The organism is Novosphingobium sp. CF614, assembly GCF_900113255.1.
GTDB lineage: Bacteria > Pseudomonadota > Alphaproteobacteria > Sphingomonadales > Sphingomonadaceae > Novosphingobium.
The window spans coordinates 21484-38896 of record NZ_FOOR01000015.1 but is presented as its reverse complement, the minus strand read 5'-3'; the positions used below and the strand labels follow the sequence as shown (position 1 = coordinate 38896).

The 17413-nt window shown below is 66.1% G+C and carries 15 protein-coding genes; 6 read left to right on the top strand and 9 right to left on the bottom strand.

Annotated features, from left to right (window positions below):
• Positions 1-28: 28 nt before the first annotated feature.
• Entirely contained in the window at positions 29-2758 is a 2730-nt protein-coding gene (gene secA, locus BM052_RS14530) for a preprotein translocase subunit SecA (protein WP_091148052.1), read from the top strand.
• A gap of 319 nt (positions 2759-3077) precedes the next feature.
• Here secA and BM052_RS14525 read toward each other — a convergent pair whose 3' ends face one another.
• The 3 genes from BM052_RS14525 to BM052_RS14515 all read right to left on the bottom strand — a co-directional run bounded on the left by BM052_RS14525 (position 3078) and on the right by BM052_RS14515 (position 6773).
• Complete coding sequence (locus tag BM052_RS14525; RefSeq protein WP_177198497.1) at positions 3078-3764, bottom strand: RcnB family protein; 687 nt, start codon at positions 3762-3764, stop codon at positions 3078-3080.
• A 428-nt stretch (positions 3765-4192) separates the two neighbouring features.
• Positions 4193-5872: an energy-dependent translational throttle protein EttA gene (gene ettA / locus BM052_RS14520; protein WP_091148048.1), complete on the bottom strand. Its 1680-nt coding sequence runs from the start codon at positions 5870-5872 to the stop codon at positions 4193-4195.
• Positions 5873-6116: 244 nt separating this feature from the next.
• A complete protein-coding gene (locus BM052_RS14515) occupies positions 6117-6773 on the bottom strand; it encodes an alpha/beta hydrolase (RefSeq protein ID WP_091148047.1) in 657 nt (218 codons plus the stop codon).
• 131 nt (positions 6774-6904) lie between these two features.
• On the opposite strand from BM052_RS14515, the gene BM052_RS14510 reads away from it, so the two are divergent.
• The 4 genes from BM052_RS14510 to parC all read left to right on the top strand — a co-directional run bounded on the left by BM052_RS14510 (position 6905) and on the right by parC (position 11762).
• Positions 6905-7969 (top strand): cysteine desulfurase family protein, encoded by a 1065-nt coding sequence (locus tag BM052_RS14510; RefSeq protein WP_091148045.1) that lies wholly within the window; start codon positions 6905-6907, stop codon positions 7967-7969.
• The gene (locus BM052_RS14505) at positions 7966-9045 is read left to right on the top strand and encodes a cysteine desulfurase family protein (RefSeq protein ID WP_091148044.1); all 1080 of its coding nucleotides are present in this window, start codon (positions 7966-7968) and stop codon (positions 9043-9045) included. The genes BM052_RS14510 and BM052_RS14505 overlap by 4 nt, the downstream gene beginning before the upstream one ends.
• 1 nt (position 9046) lies before the next feature.
• Positions 9047-9379, top strand: coding sequence for a 2Fe-2S iron-sulfur cluster-binding protein (locus tag BM052_RS14500; RefSeq protein ID WP_091148042.1), 333 nt, complete (start codon positions 9047-9049; stop codon positions 9377-9379).
• Positions 9380-9458: 79 nt separating this feature from the next.
• Positions 9459-11762, top strand: a complete 2304-nt coding sequence (gene parC / locus BM052_RS14495) for a DNA topoisomerase IV subunit A (protein ID WP_091148040.1) — start codon at positions 9459-9461, stop codon at positions 11760-11762.
• A 106-nt stretch (positions 11763-11868) separates the two neighbouring features.
• Here parC and BM052_RS14490 read toward each other — a convergent pair whose 3' ends face one another.
• The 6 genes from BM052_RS14490 to BM052_RS14465 are packed head-to-tail and all read right to left on the bottom strand — an operon-like array spanning position 11869 to position 16667.
• Positions 11869-12525: a retropepsin-like aspartic protease family protein gene (locus tag BM052_RS14490; protein WP_091148115.1), complete on the bottom strand. Its 657-nt coding sequence runs from the start codon at positions 12523-12525 to the stop codon at positions 11869-11871.
• Between the two features lie 10 nt (positions 12526-12535).
• Positions 12536-13708: a CCA tRNA nucleotidyltransferase gene (locus BM052_RS14485; RefSeq protein WP_177198496.1), complete on the bottom strand. Its 1173-nt coding sequence runs from the start codon at positions 13706-13708 to the stop codon at positions 12536-12538.
• Entirely contained in the window at positions 13701-14306 is a 606-nt protein-coding gene (locus BM052_RS14480; protein ID WP_091148038.1) for a CoA pyrophosphatase, read from the bottom strand. The genes BM052_RS14485 and BM052_RS14480 overlap by 8 nt, the downstream gene beginning before the upstream one ends.
• Complete coding sequence (locus BM052_RS14475) at positions 14303-14848, bottom strand: DUF1285 domain-containing protein (protein ID WP_091148036.1); 546 nt, start codon at positions 14846-14848, stop codon at positions 14303-14305. The genes BM052_RS14480 and BM052_RS14475 overlap by 4 nt, the downstream gene beginning before the upstream one ends.
• A gap of 59 nt (positions 14849-14907) precedes the next feature.
• The gene (locus BM052_RS14470) at positions 14908-15438 is read right to left on the bottom strand and encodes a GNAT family N-acetyltransferase (protein WP_091148034.1); all 531 of its coding nucleotides are present in this window, start codon (positions 15436-15438) and stop codon (positions 14908-14910) included.
• 50 nt (positions 15439-15488) lie between these two features.
• Positions 15489-16667 carry a PQQ-dependent sugar dehydrogenase gene (locus BM052_RS14465; RefSeq protein ID WP_091148033.1) on the bottom strand — a complete coding sequence of 393 codons (1179 nt, stop codon included), beginning with the start codon at positions 16665-16667 and terminating at the stop codon, positions 15489-15491.
• Here BM052_RS14465 and BM052_RS14460 point away from each other — a divergent pair.
• Entirely contained in the window at positions 16666-17298 is a 633-nt protein-coding gene (locus BM052_RS14460) for a ribonuclease HII (protein ID WP_091148031.1), read from the top strand. The two genes, BM052_RS14465 and BM052_RS14460, sit on opposite strands and share 2 nt — an antisense overlap.
• Positions 17299-17413 lie beyond the last annotated feature (115 nt).

The window sequence follows — 17413 nt, the reverse complement described above, 5'->3', positions numbered from 1 at the left end:
CATTCACCAGAAAACAGGGATTCCCGCCATGCTCGGCGTCATCGTCAAGTCCATCTTCGGTTCGTCCAACGATCGCTACGTCAAGTCGCTCGACAAGATCGTCATGCAAATTAATGCCTTCGAGCCGACGCTTGAAGGATATTCCGACGAGGCGCTGGCCGCACAGACCGTAAAGTTCCGCGAACAGCTCGCCGCCGGCTCCACGCTCGACCAGATCCTGCCCGAAGCCTTTGCCACCGTGCGCGAAGCCTCCAAGCGCGTGTTCGGCATGCGTCACTTCGACGTGCAGATGATCGGCGGCATCGTGCTTCATCGCGGCGAGATCGCCGAGATGCGCACCGGCGAAGGCAAGACCTTGGTCGCCACCACCGCGACTTATCTCAACGCGCTTGAGGGCAAGGGCGTCCACGTCGTCACCGTCAACGACTACCTCGCCCGCCGCGATGCCGACTGGATGGGCCAGGTCCACCAGTTTCTTGGTCTGACGGTCGGGGTGATCGTGCCCAATCTCAACGAATACGAACGCCGCGAGGCCTATTGGGCCGACATCACCTATGGCACCAACAACGAGTTCGGCTTCGACTACCTGCGCGACAACATGAAGCACGAGCGCAGCCAGATGGTGCAGCGCCCCTTCAACTTCGCGATCGTCGACGAGGTGGACTCGATCCTGATCGACGAGGCGCGCACGCCGCTGATTATCTCGGGCCCCACCGACGACAAATCCGAACTCTATGTTTCGGTCGATGCGATCGTGAAGCAGCTCGCGCCCGAGGATTACGAGGCCGACGAAAAGACCAAGAGCATCACGCTGACCGAGGACGGCGTCGAAAAGGCCGAGCGCATGCTGGAGGATGCCGGGCTGCTGGTGGGTTCAAACCTCTACGATGTCGAGAACACGCAGGTGGTCCACCACCTCGACCAGAGCCTCAAGGCCGTGGTCATGTTCAAGCGCGACACCGACTACATCGTGAAGGACAACAAGATCGTCATCATCGACGAGTTCACCGGCCGCATGATGGACGGGCGCCGCTGGTCGAACGGCCTGCACCAGGCGGTGGAGGCAAAGGAAGGCGTGCGGATCGAACCGGAGAACCAGACGCTCGCCTCGATCACGTTCCAGAACTACTTCCGCATGTACCCGAAGCTTTCGGGCATGACCGGCACCGCCGCGACCGAAGCCGCCGAATTCTACGATATCTACAAGATGAACGTCGTCACCATCCCCACCAACGTGCCGGTAAAGCGCATCGACGAGGAGGATGAGTTCTACAAGAACACGCACGACAAGTTCGGCGCCATCGCCAAGCTGATCCGCACGAAGTACGAGACCGGCCAGCCGGTGCTGGTCGGCACCGTCTCGATCGAGAAGTCGGAACTGCTCTCGGACTTCCTCAACAAGGAGGGGGTCAAGCATTCGGTGCTGAACGCCCGCTTCCATGAGATGGAAGCGCACATCGTGGCCCAGGCGGGCCGGCTCGGCGGCGTGACCATCGCCACCAACATGGCAGGGCGCGGCACTGACATCCAGCTGGGCGGCAATATCGATTTCCGCATAGCGGATGAACTGCGCGACATTCCCGAGGGCCCCGATCGCGAGGCGGCGATCGCGCGCATCAAGATGGAGGTCGCCGAAGAGAAGCAGCGCGTGCTCGATGCTGGCGGCCTCTGCGTGATCGGCACCGAGCGGCACGAGAGCCGCCGTATCGACAACCAGCTGCGCGGCCGTTCGGGGCGCCAGGGCGACCCGGGCCTGTCCAAGTTCTACCTCTGCCTGGAGGACGACCTGCTGCGCATCTTCGGGCCGGACACGCTTTTCGCCAAGATGATGAATTCCAATCTCGCCGACGGCGAGGCGATCGGTTCCAAGTGGCTTTCAAAGGCCATTGAGACCGCCCAGAAGAAGGTTGAGGCGCGCAATTACGAGGTCCGCAAGCAAGTCGTCGAATACGACGACGTGATGAACGACCAGCGCAAGGTGATCTACGAACAGCGCGCGGATATCATGGATGCCGAGACGGTGGACGATGTCGTGGTCGACATGCGCAACGACACCGTCAACGCACTGGTGGCCGACGCCTGCCCGCAGGGTTCCTATCCCGAGCACTGGAACATCGAGGGGTTGAAGGAGAAGGTGAAGGATATCCTCTGTGTCGATGCGCCGCTGGAGACCTGGGTCGACGAGGACGGAATCGAGCCGGAAATCGTCGAGGAGCGCCTGGCCGCGATGGCAACCGCGCAGATGGAAGCCAAGATGGCCAAGGACGATCCGGCGATCTGGCGCCAGGTCGAGAAGTCGATCCTGCTCGATCGGCTCGACCATTACTGGAAAGAGCACCTCGCCACGTTAGATGCCCTGCGGCAAGTCGTGTTCCTGCGCGCCTACGCGCAGAAAACGCCGATCAACGAGTACAAGCAGGAAGCCTTCGGCCTGTTCGAGCGCATGCTGGAGACGATCCGCGAGGACGTGACTCGTATCCTTTCGGCGAGCGAGCTGCGTATTCCCGAACCGGCGCAACTACCCGAACTGCCGGACTTCCTGACCGGCCATATCGATCCCTTGACCGGTATCGACAATTCGGACGACGGCGACGGTTCGGCCGCGCGGGCGGCGCTGTTCGGGTCGCTGGCGGGCAGCCCGCTGGCCGCGGCGGGCTCCGGCGAAAACCCTTATGCCGACCTGCCGATCAGCCGCAACGCCCCGTGCCCCTGCGGTTCCGGCAACAAGTACAAGCACTGCCACGGCGCGCTGGTTTGACGGTGCGGCGGGCCGCTCGGCCCGCGCCGACGCGTACAACAAGAAGCCCCCGCGCCTTCTGGGCACGGGGGCTTCTTGTTGTACAGCGGTAACACTGAATTCCCTTGATCGGAACCCTTGCTTCCCTTGCTTTCGTCGTTGCGCGCCACCGAAGGGAAACTCATCTTTCCCCTTCGTTTTTGCGAGGCGGCGCAGCCGCCGAAGCAATCCTGGGCAACGCTACTTACCGCCCTGGATTGCCGCACCGCCTTCGGCGGCTCGCAACGACGAAAGCAAAGGGAACAAGTGTTCCGATCAATGAGACTTGGTATGAGCCCGCTTACCAGAAGAAGTCGTAGATTACGTCGACCACTTGGCCGGTGTAGATGTTCACCAGCAGGACATCGTCGTAATAGCGAACCCAGCGATAGGGGCCATAGACCGCCGGCAAACGATAGGACCAGGGATCGCTGATCCAGTAGCGGTTGCCGTAGAATATCGAGCCCAGGGAAAATCCGATGCCCAGGCGGCGATAGGAGTATCCGTGGTAAGGCGCGTAATAACGGCCGATCCGATAGATCGAGCGGTGGTTCTCGCGGTAGTGGCGCCAGTCGTAGCGATTGTCGCGCCTCCAGCTGTTGCGATCCCAGTCGCGATGATCCCGGCCCCAGTCGCGGCGGTCGTCATGACGGTTGTCGCGATCGTGGTCGTTGCGGTTGTCGTGGTTGCCACGGGAGTTCGACCAGCGATTGTCGTGATCGCCCCGGGGATCGTTCCGCCAATCGCGGCCCTGGTTATCCCTGCCCTGATGGCCCCTGTCGCGGTTGTCGCGATCTCGGTTGTTGTCGTCGCGCTTCCACGAAGGGGGGGGGCTGTCGTTACCGCGATTGCCGCCGGGACGATTGCCGGCGTCTGGCGCGCTTTGGTTGTCGGCGCGGTCGCGCTGCGCGGCGATCCGTGCGCGGGCGGCAGCCCAGTCACGGGGCGTGGCGTCGTTCGAGCGCAGGGTGCGTCGCGATGTTGGCACCGGCGCCTGTCTCACGGTGGGCGCGCGACCGACATCGGCTTTATCCTGAGGTGCCCTTGGCGACTCGACGCGCTGCCGGCCCTGGTCGCCGCGATCTTCCGATCGGGCGGACCGTGCGCCGCGATCTTCCGATCGATCGCGAGGTTCGGCTGCCCCGGCCACGCTCGGCACCGTGAGGCTGGCGAGGGCGAGTGCCATCGCGCCCCAGGCGCTTGCTGAAAACAATGTTCCCGTTTTCATTTTCTTACCTTTCGCCCCGCCTGACTTTCGAATGTTCCGGTCGTTGGACCGAACTGCCGGACGGCGATCACGGCTCATCCTGATTTTCCTCTACGACAGCGGCGCTGTCGCAGAGGTGAACCGTGATGCGGCTTGGCGTTAAGGTTTGATAGCTGCAAAATGAATGGGATCATGCCCTGGGCATGGGATCAGCGCGTCAGCTTCTTGTAGGCCAGCCGGGTCGGACGATCGGCGGCATCACCCAGCCTGCGGCGCTTGTCTTCCTCGTAGGCTTCGAAGTTGCCTTCGAACCATTCGACATGGCTGTTACCCTCGAAGGCAAGGATGTGGGTGGCCAGACGATCGAGGAAGAAGCGGTCGTGGCTGATGACCACGGCGCAGCCTGCGAAGTTCTCGATCGCCTCTTCCAGCGCGCCCAGCGTCTCGACATCGAGGTCGTTGGTCGGTTCGTCCAGCAGCAGGACGTTGCCGCCTTCCTTCAGCATCTTGGCCATGTGCACGCGGTTGCGTTCACCGCCCGAGAGCTTGCCGACGTTCTTCTGCTGGTCGGCGCCCTTGAAATTGAAGGCGCCGACATAGGCGCGGGTCGACATGTCGAACCCGTTGACCTTCATGTAGTCGAGCCCGTCGGAGATTTCCTCCCAGACGTTTTTCTTTGCGTCGAGATGGTCGCGGCTCTGGTCCACGAAGCCCAGGTGCACGGTCGAGCCGATGTCGATCTCGCCGCTGTCGGGCTTTTCCTTGCCGGTGAGCAGCTTGAACAGGGTGGACTTGCCCGCGCCGTTCGGGCCGATCACGCCGACGATGCCGCCCGGCGGCAGGATGAACGAGAGGTTCTCGAACAGCAGCTTGTCGCCATAGGCCTTGGAGATGTTCTTGACCTCGATGACCTTGCCGCCCAGGCGCTCGGGCACCTGGATGACAATCTGCGCCTTGCCAGGCTTGCGGCCGGCCTGCGCTTCCTGGAGTTGCTCGAACTTGCGGATGCGCGCCTTGGACTTGGTTTGCCTGGCGGCCGGCGTCTGCCGGATCCATTCCAGCTCTTCCTTGAGCGCCTTCTGGCGGCCGCTCTCCTCGCGGTCCTCCTGCTCCATGCGCTTGGCTTTCTTCTCGAGATAGGTCGAGTAGTTGCCTTCATAGGGGAAGTACTTGCCGCGATCGAGTTCGAGGATCCAGTCCACCACGTGATCGAGGAAGTAGCGGTCGTGGGTAATCATCAGCACCGCGCCGGCATATTCCTTGAGGTGGTTTTCCAGCCATTCGACCGATTCCGCGTCGAGGTGGTTGGTCGGTTCGTCCAGCAGCAGGATCGAGGGCTTCTGGATCAAGAGGCGGGTCAGCGCGACGCGGCGCTTCTCGCCGCCCGACAGCTTGTCTACCGCCCAGTCGCCCGGCGGGCAGCGCAGCGCTTCCATCGCGATTTCGAGCTGGTTGTCGAGCGTCCAGCCATCCACGGCGTCGATCTTTTCTTGCAGCGTGCCCATTTCCTCCATGAGCGCGTCGAAGTCCGCGTCTTCCGGCGGATCGGCCATCAGCATCGAGATCTCGTTGAAGCGGTCCACCAGGTCGGCGGTTTCGCGCGCGCCGTCCTTGACGTTTTCCAGCACGGTCTTGTTCGGATCGAGCTCGGGCTCCTGCTCGAGATAGCCCACCGTGATATTTTCGCCCGGCCATGCCTCACCGGTATAGTCGGTGTCGATGCCCGCCATGATCTTGATGAGGGTGGACTTGCCGGCGCCGTTGGGGCCGACGATGCCGATCTTGGCGCCCTGGTAGAATTGCAGGCTGATATTGCTCAGTACCGGCTTCTGGGCGCCGGGGAAGGTTTTGGTCATGCCTTTCATGACGAAGGCGTATTGCGCGGCCATCGGTTTTCCTCTGGGGTCGAGCGTTTGAGAGATTTGCGCGCCGCTCTACAAGCGCGGGCAGGGATTGCCAAGGGTGGGCGAGGTGTGACGTTTGGGTTGACGCGCACGCGAAAAACCAAGTGCGCGCATTGTCCCCGGGAACGCGGGGGGTGGAAAGCGCCAAAGCGGCGATTGCCCGCGCTTTACGGGCTGCTTTTCAACCCGCATCTCCTCCACCGGGCCCCACGGACGCCGGCGGCGGGCGTCACTTGATCGGGCAATCCGGCGAAAGGCGCATGTCGAGGTAATTGTCGACCGAGCGCATCAGGTCTTCCACTTCGTTCTCGAAGAAATGGTTGGCGCGCGGGACCTCGTCGTGATGGATGGTGATGTGTTTCTGCGTGCGCAGCTTGTCGACCAGCTTCTGCACCGCGCCGGGCGTCACCACCGTGTCCGACGAGCCCTGGACGATGATGCCGGAGGCCGGGCAGGGGGCAAGGAAGCTGAAGTCGTACATGTTGGCCGGGGGCGCCACCGAGATGAAGCCGCGGATTTCCGGGCGGCGCATCAGCAGTTGCATGCCGATCAGCGCACCGAACGAATAGCCCGCGATCCAGGTGGTGGACGCTTCCGGGTGGATCGACTGCACCCAGTCGAGCGCGGCGGCGGCATCCGAAAGCTCGCCCACGCCGTTGTCGAAGCTGCCCTGGCTGCGGCCGACGCCCCGGAAGTTGAAGCGCAGCGTCGCGAAACCCCGGTTCACGAAAGTCTTGTACATATGCTGGGTGATGCGGTCGTTCATGGTCCCGCCCGCTTGCGGATGCGGGTGGAGGATCATGGCAACTGGCGCGCGCGGGCGCGGAGCCGGCTGGAATCGACCTTCGAGACGGCCTTCTGGGCCGGGGAAAATGACTGCGGGCATTGGCGTTTCTGACCTGACCTGTTGAAACTCCCGCGAAACGGCGGCGAAAGGTCTCGCCAGCCACCTGCGGGAGTGGAAAAGGGAAGGCCCGCTATATAGAAGTCTTTGCCTTGAAAACAACTTTACAAGCGATGCCATCGGAACCTGCCTTTCCACGGATCTATCTCGACCATGCCGCGACCGCGCCCTTGCTGCCCGAGGCGCGCGAGGCGTGGCTGGAGGGAATGGCCATCTGGGCCAATCCCTCCAGCCCGCACGCGGAGGGTCGCGGTGCCCGCGCGGCGCTGGAAGAGGCCCGGGCGCGCGTGCGGGCGGTGCTGGGCTGGGACGGGGAAGTGATCTTCACTTCGGGCGCGAGCGAAGCGCTGGCGCTGGCGATTACGCGCGGCAAGCTTGCGCTGGGCGCCGTGTCTCCGACCGAGCACGATGCGGTCCTGCGCCATGCCGGCGAAGTTCCGCGCCTTCCGGTCGACGCGTGCGGGCGGGTCGACCCCGCCGGCGCGGCGGTGCCGGGGCTGGTGGCGGTCCAGCAGGTCAACAGCGAGACAGGCGTGATCCAGATGCTGGATGCCGTCGCCGAGGCGGTGCACGCGGCGGGCGGCATGTTGCTTGCCGACTGTGCGCAGGGTGCAGGGAAACTGGTCTTGCCCGATGCCGGCGTGGCGGACATGATCGTGCTGTCGGCGCACAAGTTCGGCGGGCCGGTCGGCGTCGGTGCGTTGCTGGTGCGGGACTGGAGCCTGCTCCACCCCACCGGCGGGCAGGAGCGCGGCTATCGTCCGGGCACCGAGAACCTGCCGGGCGTGCTGGCGATGGCGGCCGCGCTGGAGGCTGCGCCGGCCTGGACCGGGGAGGCGGCGCGCCTGCGCGGATTGCTGGACAAGTCCATCGTGGATGCCGGGGGAGAGATCGTCGCCGCCGAGGCCGCGCGTCTCTTTTCCATCGGCGGCTATCGCATGCCCGGAAGATCCGCCGCCGCGCAGCTCATCCGCTTCGATGCGATGGGCATTGCCGTCTCCGCCGGCAGCGCCTGTTCCTCCGGCTCGCTTAGGACCAGCCATGTGCTCGACGCCATGGGCTATCCGCGCCCTTCCGAGGTGATTCGCGTTTCCATCGGCCGCGAGACGAGCGAAGCGGATATCCTGAGCTTCGTCGCGGCCTGGCGCGAGATCGCCGGCGGCGGTGTGAACGCATGATCTATCTGGATTACCAGGCCACCACCCCGCTCGCGCCCGAAGCGCGCGAAGCCATGCTGCCTTGGCTCGGCGGGCCCGAGACCATGGGCTTCGCCAATCCGCACAGCCAGCACCGGCCAGGCCGGGCCGCCGCCGCCGCCGTCGCGGTCGCGCGCGAGCAAGTCGCTGCGCTGCTGCCGCCGGGTGGACGGGTGATCTTCACTTCGGGCGCGACCGAGGCGATCAACCTCGCGCTGGCAGGCAGCGGCGCCCGGCGGCTGGCGGTGTCCGCGATCGAGCACGCGGCGGTGCTCGATACGGCGCGCGTGCTCGATCCCCTTGTGGATGTGCTCCCGGTCGATGCCGAGGGGCTGGTCGATCCGCAGGTGCCGATCCCCCCGGGCATCGGCCTCGTCGCGGTGATGCAGGTCAACAACGAGATCGGCACCGTCCAGCCGGTGGAGCACCTTGCCGAACGCGCTCGCTCGGCGGGTGCGCTGTTGCTGTGCGACGCGGTCCAGGGCGCCGGCAAGCTGGCGCCGCCGGGCAATGCCGACCTGATCGCGGTTTCGGCGCACAAGCTCTACGGGCCGAAGGGAATCGGCGCGCTGTGGGTGCGCGACGGGCTGGAGCTGGCACCCCTGATCCATGGCGGCGGACAGGAGCAGGGCCTGCGTTCGGGCACGCTGAGCCCGGCGCTCTGCGCGGGTTTCGGCGCGGCGGCGGCGCTGGCGAAGGCGCGCATGGAGGCGGACGCGGCCCTGGTCGAGGTGCTTTGGCGGCAGGCCCGCGCCATTCTGTCGCGCTGGACGCTCAACGGTTCGGTGACCCGGCGTTGGCACGGCAATCTCAATCTGCGCCTTCCCGGGCTAGACGTCGCGCGGCTGATGTCGGACTTGCGCGAGATCGCCTTTTCAGCGGGATCGGCCTGCGCCAGCGGGTCCGGCCGGCCAAGCCACGTGCTGCGCGCGCTGGGGCTTGCGGACAAGCAGGCCAAAGCCTCTATCCGTCTTGGATTTGGCAGATATACTGCACCCGGGGACTTGGGGGATGCCTGCGCTCAAATCGAGGCCGCCGCGGCGGTGCAGGGAGTCTGAATTGGTAAGCGTAGTGTTTGTTACGGCCGAAGGCGCGCGGGTCACCGCGCATGCACAGCCGGGGGCCAGGTTGCTGGAAGTGGCGCAGAATGCCGGAATGTCGCTGGAAGGCACGTGCGAAGGCCAGATGGCCTGTTCGACCTGCCACGTGATCGTCGCGCCCGGCTGGTTCGACCGGCTGCGGCCTGCCTCGAACGAGGAGGAGGACATGCTGGACCTGGCCGCCGGCGTGGCGCGGACCAGCCGCCTGTCCTGCCAGATCGCACTGACCGAGGCGCTCGACGGGATCGAAGTGCGCATCCCGGGGATTTCGCGCGACATGCAGATCGGCTGACGGGTCCGGAACGAAATCGCGGAAAACTCGGGTTCGGCCGGTTCCGCTCGGGTCCTCGCGTTGCTAGGGCTGGCCGGCCATGGTGACTTCTCCCGACGATCAATCCGATCCCTTCGACGCGATCGTGGACGCGCCTTTCGACGCGGCGCTGTCGGAACGATATCTCGTCTATGCTTTGTCCACGATTACAGCACGTTCGCTGCCGGATCTGAGGGATGGCCTCAAGCCCGTCCACCGCCGCTTGCTGTGGGCCATGCGGCAGCTGAAGCTCGATCCCGCCAGCGCCTACAAGAAGAGCGCCCGCGTCGTCGGCGACGTGATCGGCAAGTATCATCCGCATGGCGATGCCTCGGTATACGATGCCATGGTGCGCCTCGCCCAGGATTTCAGCCTGCGCTATCCGCTGGTGCAGGGGCAAGGCAACTTCGGCAATATCGACGGCGATAACGCGGCGGCCTATCGCTATACCGAGGCGCGCCTTACCAAGACCGCGATCCAACTCATGGCCGGGCTCGACGAAGGCACTGTCGATTTCGTCCCCACCTACAACGGCGAGGAGAGCGAGCCCGAGATCTTCCCCGGCCTGTTCCCGAACCTGCTGGCGAACGGCGCCACCGGTATCGCGGTGGGCATGGCCACCTCGATCCCCAGCCACAACGTCGCCGAGATCATCGACGCGACGCTGATGCTGATCGACAATCCCCACGCCGAGCACGCCCAGCTGATGGATGTGTTCAAGGGACCGGACTTTGCCACGGGTGGCCTTGTGGTGGACAGTCCGGAGGCCATTTCCGCTGCCTACGAAAGCGGCAAGGGCGCCTTTCGCGTGCGCGGCCGCTTCTCGACCGGGCGGGGCGCCGACGGGACCTGGGAAGACAGCGGCATCGAAAGGCTCGGCAGCGGCCAGTGGCAGCTGGTGGTGAGTGAGATCCCCTACATGCTCGCCAAGGGCAAGCTGATCGAGCAGATCGCCCAGCTCATCGCCGACCGCAAGCTGCCGATCCTGGAGGACGTGCGCGACGAGAGCGACGAGAATATCCGCATCGTCCTTGTCCCCAAGAGCCGCAACGTCGATCCCGAACTGCTGAAGGAAAGCGTCTACCGGCTGACCGACCTCGAAAGCAGGTTCGCTTTGAATCTCAACGTCCTGGATTCGCATCGAACTCCGGGAGTGCTGGGGCTCAAGCTGCTGTTGCAGGAATGGGTCTACAGTCAGATCGATATCCTGCTGCGCCGCACCCGCCACCGGCTCGACAAGATCGCCTCGCGGCTGGAGCTGCTCGAAGGCTATATCATCGCCTATCTCAACCTCGACCGGATCATCGAGATCATCCGTGCCGAGGATGAGCCCAAGCCGGTGATGATGGCCGAGTTCGGCCTTACCGACCGCCAGGCCGAGGCGATTCTCAACATGCGCCTGCGTTCCTTGCGCAAGCTGGAGGAGATGGAACTGCGCCGGGAGCGCGAGGAGCTGCGGAAGGAACAGGAGGAGCTGCAGGCGCTGCTCGACAGCCCGGCCCGCCAACGCACCCGCATCAAGCGCGACCTTGCCGCCCTGCGCAAGGACTATGCCGAGAATACCGTGCTCGGCCGCCGCCGCACCACGATCGCGCAGGCCCGGCCCACGGTCGAATTCTCGATGGATGCGATGATCGAGAAGGAACCGGTGACGGTGGTCCTCTCGCAGCGCGGCTGGATTCGCGCCGCCAGGGGGCACCTGGCCTTGGGAGCCGACGCCAAGGGAGGCGATTTCAAGTTCAAGGAAGGCGATGGTCCCGCCTTTGCCTTTCACGCGCAGACCACCGACAAGCTGCTGATCGCGGTCGACAACGGGCGGTTCTATACGCTCGGCGCGGACAAGCTGCCGGGCGCGCGCGGCTTCGGCGAGCCGATCCGCACGATGATCGACATCGATGCCGAGGCGCAGATCGTCGCGATCATGGTCCACAAGCCCAAGGCGCAGCTGCTGCTGGCCTCCAACATCGGGCGCGGCTTTGCCGCCGAGACCGACGAATTGCTGGCCGAGACCCGCAAGGGCAAGACGGTCATGCCCACCAAGCCGGGCGTCAGGCTTGCCGTCGTGCGCGAGATCCCGCCCGAGCACGATCATGTCGCCGTGGTGGGCGATAATCGTAAGCTGGTGATCTTCAGCCTTGAGGAACTGCCGGTGCTTGCCAAGGGCCAGGGCGTTACACTCCAGCGCTATCGCGACGGCGGCATGTCCGACGTCATCACGCTCAGGCTGGAGGACGGTCTGTCCTGGACGATGGGCGGCGAGAGTGGTCGCACGCGTACCGAGAAGGACACGGTCATGTGGAAAGTCGCGCGCGGCGCGGCAGGCCGCCTGCCGCCGAATGGCTTCCCGAGGGACAACAAGTTCTGACGCCACATTCGGTTGATCGAAGCCTTCGCTCTCCTCCCTTCGTCGTTGCGAGGCGGCGAAGGAGGGGGGTACAAGAGTTCCGGTCAATGAGACTAGCGGGTCTTGTTCAGATTTCGGGTCCTTTTCTTGAGCCTGGCCGGCGTGGCACCAGGATCAGCCGGCCGCCCTCGACCCGCCAGCTGGCCAGCTGCGACAGCAGGTTCATGCCGATGACGTTGGTTTCGGATTCGCTGTCCGGCGCGATGGCGATCGTGAGGCCGTTCGCTTCGATTCCGCCGAAGCGGAGCGAATCCGCGGTCGCGCGGCGGGCGACGATGGGTCCGTTGGCCGTGTCGAGGATCATGCCCCGGTCGCCCTCGTCCGGCAGCAGGCCGGCCCGCGCCGCCATCGCCTGTGAGACGCCGGTATAAGTCGCGCCGGTATCGATCAGGAACTCGACGGGAGCGCCGTTCAACCGCGCCTCTACCCAGAAATGGCCGTCGCTTCGCATCGAGATGACGGTTTCGTCGCCCTCGACTGCAGCGGGCCGGGTCCGGTCGAGCCAGAACGCGGCTTCGGAGCGGTCGTTGTGCCCGGCCAGTTGCGCCACCGTCAGCAGCAGCGCCGCGACGAGGCCAAGATAGGCGGCGCTCCGCATCGCCTGGCCGAGCCGTGGACGACTGCCGGAAAGCATGCCCGCCAGCACCGCGAGCAGGATGGCGGCGATCGTCAGCGCCAGCAGCGGCTGATCGGACAGCAGGCCGCCGAGTTCCACGAGGCTCACGGGCTGCGGCTCATGCCATGCGGCCTTCCAGTTCCGCGTCGAGGAGGGCATCGACGCGGCTTTGGTCGGGGAAGCCTTCGGCCACCCAGCGATCCTCGACACGGCGCAGGATGCGCGCGACCTCGGGCCCGGCGCCGACCCCGCGCGCGACGATCCGGCCGCCCTTCAGCGGAAACGCCGGAATGTCCCAACCGTGCAGCGGCGAGACATCCGCTCCCGCCAGCAGCAAGCGGTCGAGCGAGCCGTCGCGGCCGAGGCGGTAGGCCAGAACGCGGGCGTCACCGGGTTCCCCGTCCCGCGCCGCCGCTGCGGCAAGGCGCTTCTTCTGCGCGGCGGAAAGGCGGAAGCGCGCGGCCACCTGTTCGGCGATCGAGATTTGCGCGGGGAGCAGGGCGGCGAGCCGGCGCAGGGCGTCCGGCGGCACACCCTGCACGCGTTCGGTCTCGACCAGTGCGGGCAGCGCGTCCGGATCGGCTTCGGGCAGGACCACCGCCAGCACGCCAACCTCGGCCATGCGCCGCACGGTGGGGGCGGGGTCGGGCAGGCCAAGCAGGTTCATCGTCTCCATGCCGATCCGCTCGCGCGAGAGGCCCTTGAGCATCGGCGCAAGCTCGGCGCAGGAGTTTTCCGCTTCATCGTCAGCGGGTTGCGATCCGAATCTGGCCTGGAACCGGAAGTAGCGCAGGATGCGCAGATGGTCCTCGCGGATGCGCTGGCGGGCATCGCCGATGAAGCGGACGCGGCGGCGTTCCAGATCCTCCCGCCCGCCGAACCAGTCGAAGATCTCGCCGCTGGCGGGATCGGCGTAGAGCGCGTTGATGGTGAAGTCCCGCCGCGCCGCGTCGTCGCGCCAGTCGTCGGCGAAGGCTATCGTGGCCCGGCGCCCATCGGTGCTGACGTCATGGCGCAAGGTGGTGATCTCCACCGGCCCGCCGGGGAGAACCGCGGTGATCGTGCCATGGGCGAGGCCCGTCGGGACATTGCGGATGCCCGCCGCGTCAAGGCGGGCGATCACCTCCTGGGGCTTCAGCACCGTCGCCATGTCGATGTCCTTGACCGGCAGGCCAAGCAGCGTGTCGCGCACCGCGCCGCCCACGAAGCGGGCATTGCCCGCGCCGAGCGCGCCGACGAGCCGCGCCATGTCCGGGCGGTGCATCCAGGGCGCGTCGAGCCGTTCAGCCACGCCAGTCCAGCCTGTGCGAGAGATTGCGCAGGATCGCCCCGGTCACGCCCCAGATGACATGGTCCTGCCGCCCGTCGGACCAGGTGATCTCGACCACGTGGTGCTGATGATCCCCATGGTCGATGGTGCGTGTCAGCTGGTTGGCGGGATCGAGCACGAAATCGACCGGCGCTTCGAACCATTGGGCGACTTCGGCGGGGTTCGGGCGAATCTTGAGGTCCGGCGGGATCACCGCCACCACCGGCGTGATGTCATAGCCGCTGCCGGTGCGGTAGCGATCGCTGACGCCGACCACGCGCACCTGTCCCGGCGGGATGCCGAGTTCCTCGTTCGCTTCGCGCAGTGCCGCTTCCACGGCGGTTTCGCCCGGATCGACGCGGCCGCCGGGCAAGGCGATCTGCCCCGGATGCGCGCGCATGGTGGAAGGCCGGTGCAGCAGCAGCATGCCCGGCCGTTCGCGCTCTGTGATGGCGATCAGCACGGCGGCGGGCTTGAACGTCTCGATCGCCTGGACGCGCGGGTCGGTCCACAAGGTGGCCGGCGCCTTGGCGTGCCCGTTCTCGAAACGGCGGGTGACGTGTTCGAACAGCGCGCTCATGCCGGCAGGAGCGAAAAGCGCGCGCCCTGGCTGCTTACCGAAAGATCGCCGCCCTCCAGCGCGATCTCCGCCAGCTGGCCGTAGGTGCTGCGGTTGAGCCGGGCCTCGGTCCCATGGCGCACCCCCAGGTAGAGCGCCGGCGTGTCGGGATCGCCGGCGGCGCGGATCGGATGATCCGGCCCGGCGATGACCAGATCGTCGGTATTGAGGCGGAACACCAGCGAATCCCCGGCCTGCTTGACATCCACGGCGATGAAGGCGGCGTCCTCTACCGCGATCGCGAGCTTCTGCGCGGGCGTCAGCAGCCAGTGTCGTCCGTCCGGATCGCGCGTCAGCAGCGCGGCGAAGGCGCGCACCATCGCCGGGCGGCGGATCTCGCCGCCCTGATGGAACCAGCGCCCATCGGCGGCGATGCACATCTCGCTGTCGCCGGTCGCCTGCGGGGTCCATTGCGAGACCGGCGGCAGCCGGCGCGCCGCGACCAGGTCAGCCACTTCGGCAAGCGAGAGTCCGGCAAGATCGGGGGGCGGTTCGTAAGGCATCGTCTCGCGATGCCAGATAGGGCCGCCCGCGCCAAGTTCCAGTTGCGCGGGCGGGTGGTTTACCCCTGCCAGGGACCGAGCACGCCTGCTTCGGGAAGCACCGCCGGATTCTCGCAGCGCACCAGCAGGCGGCGGCGCTCGAACGGCCCGGGCAGATCCCAGCCGGCGGTACGTTCGTTGGAAAAGCCCCAGAACCGGCCGTAGTACTCAGGATCGCCGATCATCACCTGCGGCAGCGGCGCGCGCGAATCGATCCCGGCGATGCTGGCCGACATCAGCGCCTGGCCGTATCCCTGGCCCTGGTGGTCGGGCAGCACCGCGACCGGGCCGACCATTATCATCGGATGCGGCCGCCCCGCCGGATCGGTCACCGCCACCGGCCAGCACTGGATCGTGCCGACCAGCATCTCGTCCGCGTCGAGCGCGGCGAAGCTCAGGCCCGGTAGCCAGTCCATCCCTTCACGCACCTTGTAAGCGGTGCGGGTATGACGCTCCGGCTCGAACGCGCGGTCGAGCAGCTGCTCCACCAGGGTGGGATCGACGTTGTCGAGCGGGATCAGCGTCGCGGAGGCGGGGGATGAAAGGGACATGGCGCGCGCCGATAGGAGCGGCGCCCTCCTTTGTCGATTCAATTCGCGGGTCAATTCGCGGGTGCCGATGGCACCAGCCTGAGCAGGTGGCCGCTTTGCGGAGCCGCGCCGTCTTCCAGCAGCCAGATCGTGCCGTCCGGGCCCTGCTCGATTTCGCGGATGCGGTTGTCGAATGGATAGCGAGCTTCCTCCACGCCCTTGGCCCCGTCGATGCGCACGCGCACGAGGCCTGGAACCGCGAACGAGGCGATCAGCGCCTGGCCCTTCCACGCGGGAAACCGATCGCCGCTGTAGAAGATGAAGTCACCCGGGGCGATTACCGGATTCCAGCTGATCGCCGGGGCGGCAAGGTCCGGGCGAGCGGCGTGGCGCGGGATCGGCCTGCCGTCGTAATGATCGCCGTTCGAGACCAGCGGCCAGCCATAGTTCCTGCCCGGCTCGATGAGGTTGAGTTCGTCGCCGCCCGCCGGCCCGTGTTCGAGACCCCAGAGCCGGCCCTCGGCATCGAAGGCGAGGCCGAGCACGTTGCGGTGGCCGTAAGTCCAGATCTGGTTGGTGGGCGAAGGCTTGTCGGCATAGGGATTGCCGGGGGCGGGTCTGCCGTCAGGCAGCAGGCGCACGATCTTGCCGAGATTGGTGCCTAGGTCCTGCGCCGGGGTGAATTTCTGCCGCTCGCCCGAACTGACGAACAGGTACTTGCCGTCGGGCGAAAAGGCCAGGCGGTGCGCATAGTGGCCGCGTCCGGTGACTTTGGGCTGCTGCCGCCAGATGACCTTGAGGTTTTCCAGCTTGCAGCTCGTCCGGGCCAGGCAGGCCAGATCCGCCCGGCCGACCGCCGCGCCGCGCGTGTCCCTGGTGCCGGCTTCCGCCCAGCTGAGATAGACCACGCGGCGGTCCAGCGTGGCGCCGGTCTGCCCCGGCGCGAAGATGAAGTCGCCAAGTCCGCCCTGGCCGCCATACTCGACCTTGGGAACGCCGGTTACCACGCCGATCCGCCCGTCCGGCATGCGATAGCGGATGCTGCCCTTCTTCTCGGTGACGAACAGGATGCCGGTGCCTTGGTCGAAATCCATGGCCCAGGGCTCGTCGAACCCCGCCACCCGCTCGACCTTGAAGGGTTCGTCCGGCGACGATGCGGCGTCGGCCTTTTCCCCCGATGCGGCATGGCCGCAGCTTGCGACCGCGATGGCGAGCGAGGATACGAAGGGAAGGAAGAATCGCAAGGTCATGTCGGTCTCAACGCTCGTTATCCGGTCCGGTGCCCCGCGTGTGGAAGGCCTCGTCGTCGGCGTCGACGAAGCGGGCCGTGGGCCCCTCGCCGGGCCGGTTGTGGCGGGGGCTGTGGTGCTGTGCAAGCCCCGGCCTTCCGGGCTCGACGATTCCAAGAAGCTCTCGAAGGCGCGCCGGGCCGAACTGGAAGCGACGATCAAGCGGCGCTGCCGCTGGGCGGTGGGCGTGTGCGAGGTGGAGGAGATAGACCGCCTCAACATCTTCGGCGCGACCATGCTGGCGATGACCCGCGCGGTCCTGTCGCTGTGCGGCCAGCTCGGAGAGGAGCCGGCGCAAGTGCTGGTCGACGGCAACCTTACCCCGCACGGACGCACTGCCGAGTGGCGCTGGAATGCCCGGGCGATCGTCGGCGGCGATGCGATCGAGCCCTGCATCTCGGCCGCCTCAATTGTGGCGAAGGAGCATCGTGACCGGATGATGCGCGAACTGGCGCAGGCGCATCCGCACTATGGCTGGGAACGCAATGCCGGCTACGGCACGCGCGAACACCTCGAAGCGTTGCGCCGCCATGGCCCGAGCCGGCATCACCGCCGCAGCTTCGCTCCGGTCGCGCAGCTGCGGTTGCTGTAGGCGGCAGCGACTCGATAATAAATTTCGACCGAGTCCGGCGGGTAACAGCCCCCATATCTTGAGTTCCCCCGGACGCCGGCAACTCGACATCTTGTGCCGGATTCGTTTTGTTCCG